The sequence below is a fragment of the Methyloprofundus sp. genome (genome assembly GCF_965251085.1).
Lineage (GTDB): Bacteria > Pseudomonadota > Gammaproteobacteria > Methylococcales > Methylomonadaceae > Methyloprofundus.
In genome coordinates this window covers 3,413,829-3,429,813 of the sequence record NZ_OZ252594.1, presented here as the reverse complement: position 1 = coordinate 3,429,813, position 15,985 = coordinate 3,413,829, and the positions used below count along the sequence as shown (strand labels likewise).

General features: G+C 40.7%; 16 protein-coding genes. 4 read left to right on the top strand and 12 right to left on the bottom strand.

The window, feature by feature from the left end:
• Positions 1-3: 3 nt before the first annotated feature.
• Positions 4-276: a hypothetical protein gene (locus tag ACQY3F_RS15980; RefSeq protein ID WP_428355937.1), complete on the bottom strand. Its 273-nt coding sequence runs from the start codon at positions 274-276 to the stop codon at positions 4-6.
• A 112-nt stretch (positions 277-388) separates the two neighbouring features.
• On the opposite strand from ACQY3F_RS15980, the gene ACQY3F_RS15975 reads away from it, so the two are divergent.
• From ACQY3F_RS15975 to ACQY3F_RS15965, 3 genes are all read left to right on the top strand, one after another.
• Entirely contained in the window at positions 389-1,066 is a 678-nt protein-coding gene (locus ACQY3F_RS15975; protein WP_428355935.1) for a hypothetical protein, read from the top strand.
• Between the two features lie 202 nt (positions 1,067-1,268).
• A complete protein-coding gene (locus ACQY3F_RS15970; protein WP_428355934.1) occupies positions 1,269-1,643 on the top strand; it encodes a type II toxin-antitoxin system RelE/ParE family toxin in 375 nt (124 codons plus the stop codon).
• A complete protein-coding gene (locus ACQY3F_RS15965) occupies positions 1,636-1,938 on the top strand; it encodes a helix-turn-helix domain-containing protein (protein WP_428355932.1) in 303 nt (100 codons plus the stop codon). The genes ACQY3F_RS15970 and ACQY3F_RS15965 overlap by 8 nt, the downstream gene beginning before the upstream one ends.
• A 163-nt stretch (positions 1,939-2,101) precedes the next feature.
• Here ACQY3F_RS15965 and vapC read toward each other — a convergent pair whose 3' ends face one another.
• From vapC to tnpC (ACQY3F_RS15910), 11 genes are all read right to left on the bottom strand, one after another.
• Positions 2,102-2,497, bottom strand: coding sequence for a type II toxin-antitoxin system VapC family toxin (gene vapC / locus ACQY3F_RS15960; RefSeq protein ID WP_428355931.1), 396 nt, complete (start codon positions 2,495-2,497; stop codon positions 2,102-2,104).
• On the bottom strand, positions 2,484-2,696 hold the full coding sequence (locus ACQY3F_RS15955; protein WP_428355930.1) for a type II toxin-antitoxin system VapB family antitoxin: 213 nt from the start codon (positions 2,694-2,696) through the stop codon (positions 2,484-2,486). The genes vapC and ACQY3F_RS15955 overlap by 14 nt, the downstream gene beginning before the upstream one ends.
• 626 nt (positions 2,697-3,322) lie before the next feature.
• Positions 3,323-4,957 carry an IS66 family transposase gene (gene tnpC / locus ACQY3F_RS15950; protein ID WP_428355929.1) on the bottom strand — a complete coding sequence of 545 codons (1,635 nt, stop codon included), beginning with the start codon at positions 4,955-4,957 and terminating at the stop codon, positions 3,323-3,325.
• Positions 4,958-5,003: 46 nt separating this feature from the next.
• Positions 5,004-5,357 carry an IS66 family insertion sequence element accessory protein TnpB gene (gene tnpB / locus ACQY3F_RS15945; protein WP_428353775.1) on the bottom strand — a complete coding sequence of 118 codons (354 nt, stop codon included), beginning with the start codon at positions 5,355-5,357 and terminating at the stop codon, positions 5,004-5,006.
• An 8-nt stretch (positions 5,358-5,365) separates the two neighbouring features.
• Entirely contained in the window at positions 5,366-5,620 is a 255-nt protein-coding gene (gene tnpA, locus ACQY3F_RS15940; protein WP_428355927.1) for an IS66 family insertion sequence element accessory protein TnpA, read from the bottom strand.
• Positions 5,617-6,813: an ISAzo13 family transposase gene (locus ACQY3F_RS15935; RefSeq protein ID WP_428352931.1), complete on the bottom strand. Its 1,197-nt coding sequence runs from the start codon at positions 6,811-6,813 to the stop codon at positions 5,617-5,619. The genes tnpA and ACQY3F_RS15935 overlap by 4 nt, the downstream gene beginning before the upstream one ends.
• 758 nt (positions 6,814-7,571) lie before the next feature.
• The gene (locus ACQY3F_RS15930; protein WP_428355925.1) at positions 7,572-8,249 is read right to left on the bottom strand and encodes a glutathione S-transferase; all 678 of its coding nucleotides are present in this window, start codon (positions 8,247-8,249) and stop codon (positions 7,572-7,574) included.
• Positions 8,250-8,262: 13 nt separating this feature from the next.
• A complete protein-coding gene (locus tag ACQY3F_RS15925; protein WP_428355924.1) occupies positions 8,263-10,512 on the bottom strand; it encodes a peptidase U32 family protein in 2,250 nt (749 codons plus the stop codon).
• A gap of 306 nt (positions 10,513-10,818) precedes the next feature.
• The gene (locus ACQY3F_RS15920; protein WP_428355923.1) at positions 10,819-11,514 is read right to left on the bottom strand and encodes a 2OG-Fe(II) oxygenase; all 696 of its coding nucleotides are present in this window, start codon (positions 11,512-11,514) and stop codon (positions 10,819-10,821) included.
• Positions 11,515-11,805: 291 nt separating this feature from the next.
• Positions 11,806-12,663 carry a Druantia anti-phage system protein DruA gene (locus tag ACQY3F_RS15915; protein ID WP_428355056.1) on the bottom strand — a complete coding sequence of 286 codons (858 nt, stop codon included), beginning with the start codon at positions 12,661-12,663 and terminating at the stop codon, positions 11,806-11,808.
• A complete protein-coding gene (gene tnpC, locus ACQY3F_RS15910) occupies positions 12,660-14,381 on the bottom strand; it encodes an IS66 family transposase (RefSeq protein WP_428355921.1) in 1,722 nt (573 codons plus the stop codon). The genes ACQY3F_RS15915 and tnpC (ACQY3F_RS15910) overlap by 4 nt, the downstream gene beginning before the upstream one ends.
• 160 nt (positions 14,382-14,541) lie before the next feature.
• Here tnpC (ACQY3F_RS15910) and ACQY3F_RS15905 point away from each other — a divergent pair, with 160 nt between their 5' ends.
• A complete protein-coding gene (locus ACQY3F_RS15905; protein WP_428355920.1) occupies positions 14,542-15,849 on the top strand; it encodes an NAD(P)/FAD-dependent oxidoreductase in 1,308 nt (435 codons plus the stop codon).
• Positions 15,850-15,985: the final 136 nt, after the last annotated feature.

The window sequence follows — 15,985 nt, the reverse complement described above, 5'->3', positions numbered from 1 at the left end:
GCGTTATTGACAATCTAAGAGGGGCGAACATGCACTCTTCTTATTTCTTTTTTTTCTGGGTTCAACTTTTGCATAAAAAAAGTTTGTTAAATCAGTAACGCTAACGCTATCTTCACTCGCTTCAGCCAGGCTAAGCATCAGCTTTTTACGGGGGATCTTGTAACGCGTAATGAGATGTGCCTGTATATAAGCTGCAGAGGTACCCGCTTTTTGTGCGTATATCACTTTTTCAAGCTCAGACATCGCCAAAAATAATGCTCTAAAATCTTGTTTCATAAGTCCCTCTCATGTATTTGTAAAGTTAAATATTATCAGCAAGATAATACAAAAGCAAGTCATTACCTTTTAATGAATTACCTAAAAGGTATTAATGGTGTATAATAAAACTATGAATATTTCAGAAATAAGACTCGAAAACGCAAGGTATCTGGCTAACTCAATAGGTGGCGTGGTTGCTATGTCTGTGAGACTGGGTAAATCACAACCGCAAGTTAGTCATTTTATAGGGGGCAACCCCATCAAGAATATTGGCAATAGAATCGCCCGGCAAATTGAGGAGGCTTTTAACAAAGAGAATGGCTGGCTAGATAACTGTCATACACAAAGAAGTGATATGGCGCATGATTCTGCGTCAAATACCACAAACAAAACATATCGCACTGATTTCTTAGCGTTTCCTATAGGTGAAATGGAAGCGCATGACTTTTGCACCTTTATTAACTCCATCAACAAATTGGAGTATGAAAAAGTGTATATAAAATTGGATTTTGAAATTAGTAATAAGGCCTTTGCTGTTTCAGTCGGCAAAGAAGGGTGCGGTGATTTTGCCGTTCTGGATGACTACATTATTTTTGATCCTGATGTCACTATGGATACAAAGGACTATGTACTTGTACAGTTTGGAGAACAACCACCCACAATTATGCAATATGTAACAATGGCTGATAAATCTTTCTTTGAAGACTTAACCAGGCGTTACCCACCCATAGAAATTACCGATGTTCTTGACTATAAAGTACATGGGATTGCTGTTTATAAGGGCCATAAGGGGACAAGGCTGAAGTAGTTGTATTTGTAATTGGAGGGGGATTACCTTTCCCCACCTTCTGTTTTCTTTCATTTATGTAAAAGTTGTTTTATGGGTAATTTATTCTGCGGCAAATACTTGCGGGAGTGCGTTGGCGCTAACATTCGGTAAGAGGAAAACTATTTTAATTTTGAAGTGGTGAACACAAGGGTATATATTAAGGCAGGGAGTTGTTGTAAATATGAGAATCTTCAAATATAAAACATTTGTAAAATGGGCTAAAAAGCAGGGAATGAGTGATGATGACCTGAAAAAATCGATAGTTGAAATACAAACAGGTCTAATAGATGCAAATTTAGGTGGAGATGTGTACAAAAAAAGGATTGGGATACATGGTCGTGGTAAACGAAGTTCACATCGAACAATCATTTTAATGAAGATAGGCAATAAAGCAATATTTGCTCATGGGTTTTCTAAGGGAGAAAAGGATAATATTGAAAAAAATGAACTTGAAGGGTTTAAAGTAATGGCTGAAGCTTTTCTTAGTTTGAATGATGAGCAACTTACAGTTTTAATTGATAAACAGAGTTTAGTAGAGGTGTTTTTAAATGAATAATGTCCAAGAAACAATAAGTGAAATGGCTGCAGATCTCCATGAAGTTGGTGCAATCAATAAAGTAACATTAAGGAAATTCAATGTTAAATCATTATCTCCCGTGCCAAACTATACTGCAAAACAGATTAGTTTAATTAGAAAGAAAGTAGGCCTTAGTCAAGCAGTGTTTGCTGCTTATTTAAATGTGTCTGATAGAGCCGTGAAAAAATGGGAACAAGGTGAAAGTAAGCCTAGTGGAGCAACTCTTAAGCTACTTTCTATAGTTGATAGAAAAGGGGTTGATATAATTGCATAGCACCAGGTCTTGAGAAGGAAAGCGATACAATTGTCCCCGTCTCTATGGTGAGTTTTGACCAAAATAAATAAGTAATCGGGATCGGGAATTACTCAAGCATGCCTGGTCAAGAGAAAAAATATTTTTAACAAAAATAAGGGCTTAGTTATAAGAGTTATCAGTATTACAGCCATTGGTGATGAACTAAAGGTCTTACTTTATGAATAACATTGAAGTCTTTATCGTTGTGCAGGAGTAATAAGTCATTCTCTATCGCAATTTGAGCAATACAGCAATCGATGGGACTGCGTACTGTCAATCCTTGACGACGCAAATCATAATAAATACGAGCAGCAGATTGCCATGTATCGTTTATTGCTTCAATATAGGTTTGGTTTTCAAGATAACTACTCAGTAATAACCATTCTTTGTTATCACGACAACCTTGTAAAAGCTCTAACTGATTAAATCGTGTTAAAACAGCTTCGCGTTCATCTAGCCAGATTTGTATGCGTTTAGCTTCAGTTCCCTTTTTATCTTTAAAAATACGGATCCAAACTGAGGTATCAATCAAAATCATGGCGCATTACTCGATCTTCCTTGTGATTAAAATCTTCCCTGAATTCTATTTGACCTGCAAGTTTGAATAAATCCTTCTTTTTACGTTTTGTAACTAATTCTTGTAACGCTAAATCAACTAATTCACGTTTAGTTCGAATTCCCGTTAAGCTAATTGCTTCATTTATTAAATCATCATCTATAACAATATTGGTACGCATAAGTTCATTTCCTGTTGTGTATTTTGATACACATTATACACTTAAAAAGTTAGCTTTTATCTAGGGGAGACAAAAAGAAAGATTTTCTGCTTTGTTTTTCTTACTGAAAGAGACCTATTTTGTAGGCTAGAGATAAGTATAGAAGGGCGCTTGCCTAAAGCAGTTTCCACCGGTAGCTGTTTGTTGGAAATAATAAGAAAACTATACCTAGTACAAATAACAGCTGTAGTAATTTTGTAACATCACCAGAATACAAGCCGCATTGGGTGTAGTGGTGGTGGTGTAGTAGGATTTGATTGGGCAAGTCCTGTAAGTAATTGATTTTAAAGCACTCATGCATTGAGTACATTTCTTTTAATGCGATGGTCGCGAGTTCGAATCTCGCAGGACCCACCATAGAAGACTTTTGAAAACATTGAGGTTTTCAAAAATAAACCAGCCGTCGAGCTGGTTTTTTTATGCCTATTGTCCAGTTATCCCATGAGTGTTCCCTTTAAGAGATAAGATAACAAAGAATAATCTGGCAAACCAGTAACCTAAGGCTCACTACGACGTTATTCTTCGTATTCCACAAAATATGCTGCCAGCGATAGAGTGGTAAGCGCTCAACGAAGCACGTACTTGCCCTATTCAGGCGTATCTGATTTTTTAATATTCCAGGGCAACAAAGCCTCCACTTTATCAACCGTATCAGCATAAGGTAAAGCAGTGAGAACCTGCTTAAGATATGCATAAGGCTCCAGCCCATTTGCTTTAGCTGTTTCTATCAGGCTGTAATGTATTGCACTGGCACGAGCACCCGCAGGGGTATCAGAAAATAACCAGGCTTTGCGCCCTATCACAAACGGGCGAATCGCATTTTCTGCCAGGATGTTGCTAATATTGAGTTCACCATGGGTGCAATACACATTGAGTTTTTCCCACTGGTTACTCAGGTAAGTCATTGCCTTTCCTGTCAGGCTATCTTTAGGTACTTTATGCTGGTTTTCTTCCAGATAGGCTTTGAGCTGGTTCAATACAGGAATGCTCTTCTCCTGGCGCTGCTGATATTTTTCATCCACTGACAGGTCTTTAATTTCTCGCTCAATGACATACAGTTTATTGATCAGGCTCAGCGCTTTACCTGCTTTTGAGGGTTTGTTATTTTGTCCCTTTTTGCGTTTAGGCTGTGCATTCTGGGCATCTTTAAAATAACGACGCGCATGATCCCAGCACCCCAGCTGGGTGATGCTGTTTTTTTGGCACACGGCATTGTACCCCGCATAGCCATCGGTTTGCAGATAGCCACTAAAGCCGTCAAGCAGGCGCATGGGGACGTCTCCACTACGAGAGGGATCGTATTCAAACAGGATGCTTTTTTCACCCGGTGGCCCGCCAAGCGTCACCCACATATATTTATCTGAGGTCGCTGGCCGCCCCGGTTCTTTTAATACCTGAACCCGCGTTTCATCAGCGAGTATGACTGCCCCTGTGTGTTGATGCTCTCGCATCAGATTAATCAGGGGCTGAAGTTGTTTAGCCAGTGCGATCATCCAGTTTGCTAATGTCGCTCTGGAGATGTCACCCCCATAACGAGACAAGATGCCTTCTTGCCGATATAAAGGTAAGCCGTCAGCATACTTGGCGATAATAACAAAGCACATTAAACTGATGCTTCCCATTGCTCTGGCAATAGGGTGTCTGGGCATTTGTGCGGCTTTAACCTGGCGTTGCTTTTCGCCTTCAATCTGTTCGACAAAGACCGCTTTTTCCTGCATGTATTCAAGAACACGTACTTTAGCAGGAATAATATCCAGCTCTTCTTTCACTTTCGTGAAGAAAGTATCAATAGCGCCTTCTTTTTCTTCATCCGTTAAATGAATAAAAATTTGCTCGCGGGGTAACTTATCCGAAAAGGGTTTGCGTCCCGGCTTTTTCTTCGTGCCAGTAGAACTTGTCTGCTTATCGCCCTCAGGTGCTTCATCAGCTTCCTGGTCTAATTCCTCGCTGCTATCTGCTTCATTCTCTGCTTCATCAAACAAAGAGGATTGATGAGATTGTTCACTCGATGACCCAAAGCGTTTTATTTTAGATAAGCGTAGTACCTCTTCCAGAATAAGGATGCGTTTTTTCTGTTCGGAAATCACCCCAGACTTAACTTCAATCACACGCGTCAGTTCATCAATAGCCTCTTCTTTTTCAAGCAACAAAGCAACACTCTCCGACAGCAAAGAACCGGCTTTATCTTGTTGTTTTATATTTGAAATATCGGCTAAAATCATGGCTTTATTATAGCCTTTATAGTGGCAATAATGAACACAAAAACAGCTAAAAAACAGACTCATATTGAAGTTTTTTATGACCCTTCATCGCGCTAATATCAAAGCCATCCAGCAACCAGTTTAACGGCTGTCCTGTTAAGGTTAATGTCTCTTCATCACCTTTAGGCCACTTAAATTTGTCTTCTACCAATGACTTGTAATAAAGGACAAAACCATTATCTTCCCAGAACAGACATTTAATCTTATTCCGCTGTTTATTCGTAAAGGCATAGAGAGCCCCCTCAAAAGGATTATGCCCTAACTCACATTCAACAATCGCCGATAGCCCTCGGTGTGACTTACGAAAATCAATGGGACGCCGATACAGATACACCTCCGTTAAAGACAGGGATGGACGCATAACAACCGTCACCGCAACAGCTCAAGCAGTGGTTGAATACACGACATAGTGTCCTGCGTAATACCTTCCAGACGTGTGCCATCATTAAATCGTAAGGATAATCCAATAGCTAGATCCGGTGAGATACCCTCGTCAACCCGAATGCGCGTAAATCCTGTAGGGGAAGTAGTAGGCTTTACAGTCGATTTACGTTTCCAGTAGCCGAACTTTTGCGGGCATAAATCATGTTGCCGACAATAAGGGAGATGGAAAGAAATAATCATCCAGAACAACCAGGAGAAATGGTCAAAAACCATTTCTCCAACGATGGCATTCGGTCAACAAACTGATAATACGTCTTCATTGCTTTTTTACCTACCTTTACTCCTGTTTCATATATTTTTTCTGTTAATTTAACAATAGGTGCTTTGCCATTGTAGGTCATACTTTTGGCAAATTTTAAAGTTGTTTCAACTGTATCCATTATGTCGCCACTAATATGATTTTCATAGGCTCCCCATACTCGTTCAATTGGGTTATATTTACTATGATAAGGAGGGTAGTAGGCCAGTTTTATCTTTATGTTGCTTTTTTCAGCAAACTCCACAAGCCTTTTTATAAACTGAGTTCTGGAGCTACTGTTCTCCATACCATTGTCAGCGTTAATTGTCAGAATATCTACTCCATATTTTTCTTGAATTTCTGGCCAAATTTCTTCCAATCGGTCAACGATGAAATCACTGCTGGCATAGCCTGCTGTAAAGAAAAGGAAAAAATCATCATGTTCAGGCAGATAAAAACCAAAAGGAGTTAACTTTTCCTTAACATCTAAATCATGATCCTCTGCTTTTGTTAAAACCCGATTTCGTCCTCCCCGTGAAAAATTTCCTATATTCATTCTTGCTTTGGCATCAATTGATATACGAATCTCTTTTGGGTTGATATCTGCCATTCCATTGACTGAATGAACTTGTTCAAAAATTGCATCCGTTTCCTTGATTTTCTTATGAGGCTTTGTTTTTTGTACCTTTTTTGGATGGTAACTCAGGTCATTTAATTTTGTATTGATAGTTTTTGAGCAAGGTAATGTTTTTTCATCGTAATAATCAATCTCCAGTAAACGTTTTCTAACTTCTTTAGCCGTTAGCCGGGTATATAATCGACAGGAATTAAAAGAGGGATCCGTTTGACACTCCGGTTCAGCAATTTTTTTTATGTCATCAAGTAGATGAGGAAAATGCTCTTCACTTTTATTACGCCCTCTCGCTGAAAAATTATCTTCTATGGGCTGAGTTTCAAGTTCATATTGTCCTTTTCGGATAGTGCCTCTATTCCATCCTAGTTTTTCTTCAGCAATACTTGCACCACCTGAGCCTAGTAGCTCCACCGTTTCAGCCATGAATATACGACGTACCGAGCCTTTTAAACGATGGGCTGTATTTATAATCCAACCTATAATGCTATCTGTTAATATCAACAAGCTTATCTGCCTAGTGTGAGAATAAATTCAGAATTCATTATTATAAATTATTGAGACACAAGCTTACTTCGTTTGGATGATTATTTCTTTCCATCTCCCTAAGCTGCCTGTGATTGGCCTGATGCCTGCCAGTGCTCTATGTGAATAGGCCAGAAAGTCTTTTCCTGTATTTTTTCTAACGCTGCCATTTAAAATTCCCCGTGGTATTTAACAATGGGGATAGTTTGGCATTAATCTGAGTTGCCGTGAAGTACGCTGACTATTGAGCGCTTACTTTGGTTTGTTGATGGTAGTGGATAACCTTGTTTAGCTTTTCATCTTCAGTATCAGTTTTCACGGTTTTATTGATTTAGTTATATCCTTTCCTGATTACCCATAACTCTCAGCTATTCTCCGTCATTCCTGCAAGCTTTTAGCAGGAATCTCATGGGTTTAGTGCAGATTCCCGATAAAAGACTTCGGGAATGACGAGGTTTTTAATATGCTGATTTTCTAGGTTTATTCTACTGTAGCTGAGAGTTGTACGTAATCAGGTATCCTTTTGAAAAGGGAATAAGTAGTTATTTCTATCTATCCCTCAACTACAAAGTATCTCAATCTATCATACGCCTCAGAATGGGCTAATATATTTATTGATGTCTCTACTCGCTAGGACGGATCGTTGATATCCCTTTATTATTATGTCAGGCATAGGTTGAGTACCCAGCGGAAAAGGCAGTTCCATTATAAAAAAGTGGCACGGCTTGTTTGTGACTTTAAGATTCTAGAGAAGCTGGCTTACCCAGTATGATTTCTTCATGTGTCTCTAACCATAACGGATATTTAAGCATGGCCTTGGAAAATAACCGGCTTTGTAAATGGTGTTTTAACCAATTTTGCAAATGAGTATAAGGGCCATGTAAATAGTGTTGTCGATTGACTCGAGAGAACTGCCGCACAAAAGGTAATAATGCAAAATCAAGCAAGCTGGGTGTAGAGCCCATTAAAAAGGGTTGTTGTGACAAGCGCTGTTCTAATGCCTGGATAAAAGGTTCGCATTGTAGGCGGCACTCTTCTTCATCATCTCCATGAAAACGTTTTGCACGTTTGTAGCGTTCTAAGTTGGGTTTAAATTGTTGGTCATTTTTATTAATTATTGTCAGCATTTCAGGCAATGCTTTTGCATCTTCTGCATAAAGTAAATTGTCAGGGTCATTAAGATTAAGAGCCCATAACATAATATCTAGGCTTTCATCGATAACGTGAGTGCTAGGCTCAGTGCCTAACACTAAAACGGGCACTGTGCCTTTTGGGGAAAGCGCTAATTGTTCGGCAGGTTTGTTTTTCATCACAATAGCGCGAATTAATACGCTTTGTTGAGACATTAAAATGGCAAGTCTAGCGCGCATTGCATAGGGGCAGTTTTGCAAGGAGTACAGTATGGGGTGAGTCATAAGAGTGTGCTATTTACAGTCCTTTCCTATATTGGTTTCTAGTCGATAGTGCTACCATTTGGTCAAGGTTTTGCTGTGCATTCTCATCACCGTTTAGGATATTTTCAAATTGAGTAATTAATTGTGCTTTGTCTGGCTCAGCTTTAGACCCAGAACCAATGTCAGTGAGATCAATAAAAAATTCATCAAATAAATCACCAAGATCATTCACTATGTCTACATTTAAAAATTGCTCATTATTGTAGATGCTGGGGTAGCCACCTTTTTGTTTATCAACGGCAAAAGAAACGCCATTAGTATTGGTGATAGTGGTCGATTTTTCGCACTTCAGCATACAGCCATCTTCAATACTGGTTTTTTCACAACCGACGGTACGTTGGAAGAAGCATTGCCTGCTGGTCATCATTAAAATAGGATGATAAATACTGTATAACAATTTGAAGTTGTTAGGTCGTGCGATTTTTTTGATTTGCACGCGGTTAATCTCGTTTGAAATAAAAGCGCCAGCACAATTTAATTCCTCTTGAAGGGTTAATAATGCATATGAATTGGTGGTGTTTAAAAAGGGGCCTGCAATCCACTCAATGCCCATTTCAAATGCTTTGTATGCAATGCCGGTGTTATTGCTGACAATACGTTTGGGACGAACATATTCTAAAATTCGTACAGATTCGTCATAATCTTTGCCAATTAAAACTGCTGGAAACCACGGAATTAAACGTGGGTTATTCAATAAAATATCAATGTGTTTATTGCAGCCTTTTTTTAGACTTTCAGGTAATTTGAAATACACATCTGCCTGGGTTAAATCACATAAATACATATCTTTTACGTCTGCTATTAAAATTGACAGACTCAGCTTGTCGAAACGTTTTTTATGCTTAACTAATTCGGGAACATTGACGTGAGGAACTATTTTGGCAGAATTAGTGAGCAACAAAGTCGCTTGATTTTTAAGCGTGGTTATTTCCTTAAACGGAATGATTAAATTTTCACCCAAGCCAGTGCAATTAAAATCGTTAATGTCAAAATGATTGAAAGCAAAGTTTTTGAAACTTCTTTCTAAGGCAGGCTGATTAATGGGTAATTGCTGGGCAGAGCTTAGCGTGGATTCTGTTTTTAGACTATGTGTTTTATCGTTATCACCTATGATGAGAGTTAACGTTAATGGCTCATTCAATTTGCCGGTGAAAAACAAAGAAATACTTTGTTTGGCAATGCTAAGGTCTTTGATTTTTTCAGCAAGTTCGTCACCCAGACTATTTTTTTGCTGATAATGCTCTTTCTTAACTTGCTCGATATCTTTCAATGAAACAACCTTACTTTCTTTTATCGCATGTTTAAGGCTGTAATCACGCGGACTGTCGATAAACATATCCTTGGTGAGATCACCCTTTAAAAAAGAGTTGGTAAAGCCACGGTTAAAAACACGATGTAAGTTTGAATCATCATTTTGTAACTGTCCTGACTTTTCAAACGTGTCGATCTGTTTACGCCAAGTGTCAACAACGGTATAGACATAGTGTGAATTTTTGATGCGGCCTTCAACTTTAAGGGAATCAACCTGTGCATCAACGAGTGCTGGAAGATCGAAATAGGCAGAATTATCTTTTAGGTTAAGCGGGTAGACATTGCCTGTTTCTGTGACTTCATATTCATCGCGACAGGCTTGGCTGCAACTGCCACGGTTGCCAGAGTTACCCACGCTCACAGAGCTAGAATAGCACTGACCAGAAAAAGCAACGCACAAGGCGCCGTGTACAAAAACTTCGGTTAGCAAATCATGTTGATGGGCAACTGAAGTTAATGATTTTATTTCGTCGATATTAAGTTCTCGTGACAAATTAACCCGTGTTGCGCCAATTTTTGCAAGAAACTTTATTTGTCCTTCGTTATGAGTTGTTAACTGTGTTGAAGCGTGAATATTTAAGGTAGGAAAGTGTTTTTTGACTACATTGAAAACACCCAAATCTTGCACGATAATGCCATCGATTGTAGTGTTAACGAGTTTGTTTAGAATCTTAATTAAACTCGCCATTTCTTGCTCTAAAATCACCACGTTTAGGGTCAAAAACACCTCGCAATCATGCGCGTGAGCTAAGCGTAAAATTCCAGGTAAATCGTCAAAAGACAAATTAGATGCTCTGTTGCGAGCATTGAAATTAACTAAACCACAATACACTGCATTAGCACCAGCAATAACGGCTGCTTTAATGGCTTCAACATCGCCGCCAGGCGCTAATAATTCAATTTTTTTATTCATCTTGCGGTTCAGTAATGATAGAAAGTGACCAAGGAGCGAGAATTCAATAATACCCGAGTCTGACTTGACTTTTTACTTCACAGCCGAGCTAGAAAAGTAGTTACGTAGCCTGCTTTTCTAACACGCCTGTGAAGCCAAAATCCTACACCATACTTTCGGGGATTATTAAATCCTCGCTCCTAAGGAGTCAGTTTAATGCGGATTAAAAATAAGCGGGGAATAATAGCATATTGTTTTCCTTTATTACTTACTAACGGTGTTTTTCAAGGTAATTCTATCTGAGGTAGGTGTATTTTAGAAAGTGAATTACTCTGACCAATACCAACTTACCACATTGTATCGATATTCAATTGATGCTTGAGAATTTAGCATTGTCACCCAATGTTCAGAGCCTATTGATGAAGGGGTAAACAAAACACAACGGTTATATAATGGTGCGATGCTGACTTGTTTATCGTCCTTACCAATAAAGACTAGCTCACCACCAGAATTGATATTCCAGTCTTTATTTAAATACAAGAGCATACAAATTTCTCTTCCAGGAGAATCGTCAGCATGTTGTTTTACAAAGTCTTTAGTGCCAAGGCGAAAAAAGTTAGTATTAATGTCTGGGGTAGCTACGTTAATATCAGTGATTGTTACATTAAAAATGCGCGATAACACCGCCATGAACTCTTTACTACGTAAAAAGTCCAATAAATTTTGCGCGATACTGGTGTCAGCGCAATCAGGTTCGTTAATTTCACGTTGCCATATTTCACGCTGTACAAAGCGCTCTTCAATATTTGTTGTTTGCCACTGTTCGTTATCGACGTATAAAGCCGAATAAGTGTGTTTTTGTGTTTGCCAATGATGTTTTTTCTGCAAAAGGTTCAATACTTCGTTAAGTTTTTCTTCATTAAATAAGTTATCAATCACAATATAATTTGGGGTGGCGCGCAATAAAGACTCTCGATAAGTATGTATCTCAGTTTCGTTTATTTTATTGTCATTTAACCACATGGATATTGCTCTCTTAAAAATGGGGGGTCTTTCTATAACACATTTGTATATGCTAAACCTATCCTATGGCAGACTATTTATATTATAGTTGACAGAGTGATGTTGCCTGGAAAGACCTGATCCCATAACTTTTCGTGCGCACAATACATAATGCTAACTTTGACCCATTTGGGTCATGTGTTTTGTTTTCAGGAGGTGTAGGATTGCTATAGGTTTTTTTTATAGGGTTTATTTTGACTAAGGTTGAGATTAATCAAACGTAAATATTCGACCAACACATACTACCTAGAATCAGCGAGTTAGGTGGCTTCTAAACTGACGACACAGCGGATAAAGCCATAAGTCTTTGATGGGTACGCTTTGTTTACCAGCAGGTCCCAACTTGCCGCGCCCTTTGGTTTTACCTACGTAGATCCAGTTGGCGGCTTTGTAACAAGTCCCTGCAAATCGCTCGGTATCAACAAAAGTTTCCAGTAACACCGGACGGATGCCATAACGCTCTTCCCATTGTGTAGGAAGGCGACGAGCTATCATGGATAAAATAGTGGAAGCAAGATTTTTGGATTTCACCCAGGGCATAATCAGAAAACGGGCATTGTTCACGACTAACGGCAGGTTTTTTTGCCGCTGTTCGTGGCTCCAGCCAATAAACTGATCACGTGGTGCCGTTTGCCAGGCGGCCGCACTAAAACCGAGCGCTGCAATAATTTGCTCGTCGAGGATGACGAAGTAGCAAAGCTGTGCGCCGGGTAGCGGCTTGTGCCCCAGGTAGTGGTAGCGATGTATGTACTCATTCCATAGTCGTGAATGATCACGGGTGATGACTGGACAAAGCTGGATGGCCGCAAGTTCATGAACAGGCCGGAGGATCGCTGGTTGCGGGTCCGTCTGTTCAGTAAAGTTGAGTTTCTGTCGCGGGGGTGGTTTGCGCCGTGGTGGCGGCAGAGCGATAAGTCCATCTTCTGCCATGCGCAGCATGGCAACACGGCATGACATATCCTTGAGCCCCCCATCAGGCTTGTACCAATCAAGCATCCTGCAGGTCAGGCGCGAAAGTTCGGCACGCGTGCGCCCAGCATCCTCGGCAATCAATTTCCGCATCTGTTCCAGTTCCTGCTCGCTAAAGTTTCGTCCACAATACCGTGTCATGGTGATTGGGGCTGTTCTGACTCGAGTGGAGTCGCAGTCAGTTCAGGCAAGGGTTTGCTCAACTGCTGTTTACGCGACTCGCTCATCATCCAGGGAATAAACGGGCGGATGTCTGAGGGAGGCTGCCCACCATTATTCGCACAGGCATCTAGATAGTCGTGAAGCCAGTGATGTGGGTTCAATCCCCATAACAGGATTGTCTGAAACAGTGAAAACATCATGGCTGCCAGTCTGGCACTCCATTGACTCCCTGAACCATAATAGTTTTTACGCCCCATACCGGGATTACGCATACGCCGCTCAGCAGTATTGTTGTCCATGGGTACCTGGGGATTGAGTACGAATACCATCAATCCTTTCCAGTGGTTATTCAGGCTGTTTAGGATCTTGCATTGAATGCGCTCTAGGTTTTTGTTCTCTTTCTCCGCTTCCAGTAAATGCGCGTAGCGCTCTTTCATCTTTTGGCTTGCCTGTGCAAGGGCTTGATGGTGTTGCTTGAAGTCTTGATTCTGGGTTTCCAGGCTTTTTGTTTCGTCCCACTCTTTCAGGCGTTGCTTGTTAAGATGATAGAGTTCGGCAATGAGTTCGACCCAATCAAGCATCCATGCTTCAAGTTTCGGATAGCTTCTGGCGGCATCCAGAAAGTCACGGCGGACATGTGCCCAGCAGAAAGCCAGTATGATCTGTGGAATTTCCCGTGCCAGCCGAATGTAACCTTTATAACGATCACAGACCACAATGACCTGTTCCAGGTGTTTATCCAGTCCGGAAAAATACTTGATGGGTATATCACCACTACGGCTAGGTGCCAGTATGTAATAGACTACCGAACGGGACTGAGTGACCCACAACCACCAGCGGTAGCCCGTTTTTCCCTCTATGATTTCAAACACTTTCCAGCCGGTTTCATCATTATGGAATAGATCTTCGGTGAGTTGTTTTTTAACCAGTTCATTGACGAGCGGTTCGAATAGCGGAGCTATCTTCTGTAATCCACCCGTGAGTGTGCCAGGGGCAATGCATAGACCTCGATGTGTGTAATCTGTACACAAATTATTGAGTGCTCGTGAGAACAGAAACTTGTTAAGCAGAACTTCTCTCCATACCGAGATGCCAATACCACTTTTGGGGATAAGACGTGGTGCAGGAGGAGCCGTAATCAATCCGGTGACTCCCTCGCATTGACAGCCCTGAACAGTCACCTTTCGTTTGACACGACGAATATAGCTGTTAACCTTTATTTCAACAATATTTGAATCCTCTGTCTGTGACAGAAGCTTGTAGGGTTTTGTACAAACTAGGCACAACGTGTTTTCAGCAGCAATGTCATGCTCTTCTTCAATAATCGGCAAATCAGGACGGGGAGTGCGCCCGTGTCCCTTGCTACCTTTTTGCTGGCCACGAGGCCGAGGTGTATCAGTATGATTATGTCTTCCAGAACTATTTCTCTTGGCAACGCCTTTTTCAGTTTTTTTGCCAAATAGGCGTTGTTTCAAGTCTCGAATGCGTGCCTGTGCAGATTCAAGCTCTAGCTTAAGATCTTCATTTTTCTGTTTGACCTGGTGATACTGTCCTTTCCAATAGTTTGCATCCCATTTAAGCTGTATATACTCTGCTTGTGTCAGTTCAATGACAATTTGAGCAAAGGGAGACTTTGTGATTTCTCCTGTCTCTATGCGTTGCGGACACGCTGCTGAATGTTGGGAGGCACTTTCCATGAACACCTTTATACAGGGTTTTGGATGATGTGTCCCGTACTCTTTTTATTTATTGCTGTATAGATGGGTTAGTCGAATATTTACTAATTATGCGCCTACTGATTTTTCTAGGTTAAATAAGGTATAGTGTGTGAAAATTCAAACTGCAAAGGAAGCCCCTATGAATACAACAAGCCCCAAACACAGAATTCTTATAGTCGGAGGTGGCGCAGCTGGCCTAGAACTAGCCACCAGTCTGGGTAAAAAACTTGGCAAGCCCGGCATCGCTGAAATTGTTTTACTGGACGCCTCACAAACTCATATATGGAAACCTTTGCTGCATGAAGTCGCCGCAGGAACACTGGATGCTGCTGAAGAATTTGAATACTTAGCGCAGGCTCACCGTAACCATTTCCACTTTCGCCTGGGTAAAATGCAAAGTCTGGATAGGGAAACACAGGAAATCACTGTCAGCCCAACCGTTAACGAAGCGGGCGAAGAATTAATACCGCAACGAACTTTTCATTACGATACCTTGGTGATGGCGGTTGGAAGCATCAGTAATACCTTTAATATTGAAGGCGTAGACGAACACTGCATGTTTCTGGATAAAGTAGCCGAAGCATTTAAGTTTCAAAAACACCTGGTTGAAGCCTGCATAAAATTACACGCCCAACATGAACATAATAACGAGCAGCAATTATCCATAGCCATTATTGGTGGCGGTGCAACCGGGGTAGAGCTTTCCGCTCAGCTGTATGAAGTCGCCAGAGTACTGGCAATTTATGACCTGGATGAAGGCGTTGATAAGATAAAAATAACCATTATTGAAGCATCACCGCGCTTATTAGCCGCCCTTCCCGAAAACCTGTCCATTGCCACACAGAAACAACTGGTCAAATTAGGGGTTGATTTAAAGCTCAATCGCCGGGTTGTCAAAATTACAGAGAACAGTATAGAAACTGGTGATGGCGAAGTCATCCCTGCTGACTTAAAAGTATGGGCAGCGGGCATTAAAGCACCCGACTGGTTTAAAGATTTAGACGGCCTGGAAATTAACCGCATTAATCAATTAGTGGTGAGTCAATCCCTGCAGACCAACGATGCCAATATTTTTGCTCTGGGTGATTGTGCCGCCTGTCCATGGCCAGGTCATGAGCAAAACGTACCACCGCGCGCTCAGGCTGCTCATCAGCAAGCGGGAACACTGCATAAAACACTAGTCAACCGAATGCATAATAAGCCCCCTATAGAATATATGTATCGCGACTATGGTTCACTCGTCTCTTTAGGTAAGTACACCACCGTGGGCAATGTTATGGGCAATCTGATGGGGACGGTTACTATTGGGGGTTTTATCGCCCGCATGGTTTATTTGTCTCTGTATATAATGCACCAGACTGCTTTATTTGGTTACTTTAAAACAACTTTATTAACGCTATCTAACCTGTTTAAAAGTACGATTTATACACGTATTAAATTACACTAAGAAATATCTACGCGAACGATTTTATAACGCTTTGGAAGCATTTTCGTAGGTATACTTCGCGCGGTCACTTAAGGGAGATGGAAAGAAATAATCATCCAAACGAAGTAAGCTTGTGTCTCAATAATTTATAATAATG

What these genes read in the sequence shown, in the direction of transcription:
- ACQY3F_RS15915 (WP_428355056.1), bottom strand. Translation starts at nt 12,663, where the DNA reads ATGACACGGTATTGTGGACGAAACTTTAGCGAGCAGGAACTGGAACAG.
- ACQY3F_RS15925 (WP_428355924.1), bottom strand. Translation starts at nt 10,512, where the DNA reads ATGAATAAAAAAATTGAATTATTAGCGCCTGGCGGCGATGTTGAAGCC.
- tnpC (WP_428355921.1), bottom strand. Translation starts at nt 14,381, where the DNA reads ATGGAAAGTGCCTCCCAACATTCAGCAGCGTGTCCGCAACGCATAGAG.
- ACQY3F_RS15920 (WP_428355923.1), bottom strand. Translation starts at nt 11,514, where the DNA reads ATGTGGTTAAATGACAATAAAATAAACGAAACTGAGATACATACTTAT.
- tnpA (WP_428355927.1), bottom strand. Translation starts at nt 5,620, where the DNA reads ATGATTATTTCTTTCCATCTCCCTTATTGTCGGCAACATGATTTATGC.
- ACQY3F_RS15975 (WP_428355935.1), top strand. Translation starts at nt 389, where the DNA reads ATGAATATTTCAGAAATAAGACTCGAAAACGCAAGGTATCTGGCTAAC.
- tnpC (WP_428355929.1), bottom strand. Translation starts at nt 4,957, where the DNA reads ATGATTTTAGCCGATATTTCAAATATAAAACAACAAGATAAAGCCGGT.
- tnpB (WP_428353775.1), bottom strand. Translation starts at nt 5,357, where the DNA reads ATGCGTCCATCCCTGTCTTTAACGGAGGTGTATCTGTATCGGCGTCCC.
- ACQY3F_RS15970 (WP_428355934.1), top strand. Translation starts at nt 1,269, where the DNA reads ATGAGAATCTTCAAATATAAAACATTTGTAAAATGGGCTAAAAAGCAG.
- vapC (WP_428355931.1), bottom strand. Translation starts at nt 2,497, where the DNA reads ATGATTTTGATTGATACCTCAGTTTGGATCCGTATTTTTAAAGATAAA.
- ACQY3F_RS15905 (WP_428355920.1), top strand. Translation starts at nt 14,542, where the DNA reads ATGAATACAACAAGCCCCAAACACAGAATTCTTATAGTCGGAGGTGGC.
- ACQY3F_RS15980 (WP_428355937.1), bottom strand. Translation starts at nt 276, where the DNA reads ATGAAACAAGATTTTAGAGCATTATTTTTGGCGATGTCTGAGCTTGAA.
- ACQY3F_RS15955 (WP_428355930.1), bottom strand. Translation starts at nt 2,696, where the DNA reads ATGCGTACCAATATTGTTATAGATGATGATTTAATAAATGAAGCAATT.
- ACQY3F_RS15965 (WP_428355932.1), top strand. Translation starts at nt 1,636, where the DNA reads ATGAATAATGTCCAAGAAACAATAAGTGAAATGGCTGCAGATCTCCAT.
- ACQY3F_RS15930 (WP_428355925.1), bottom strand. Translation starts at nt 8,249, where the DNA reads ATGACTCACCCCATACTGTACTCCTTGCAAAACTGCCCCTATGCAATG.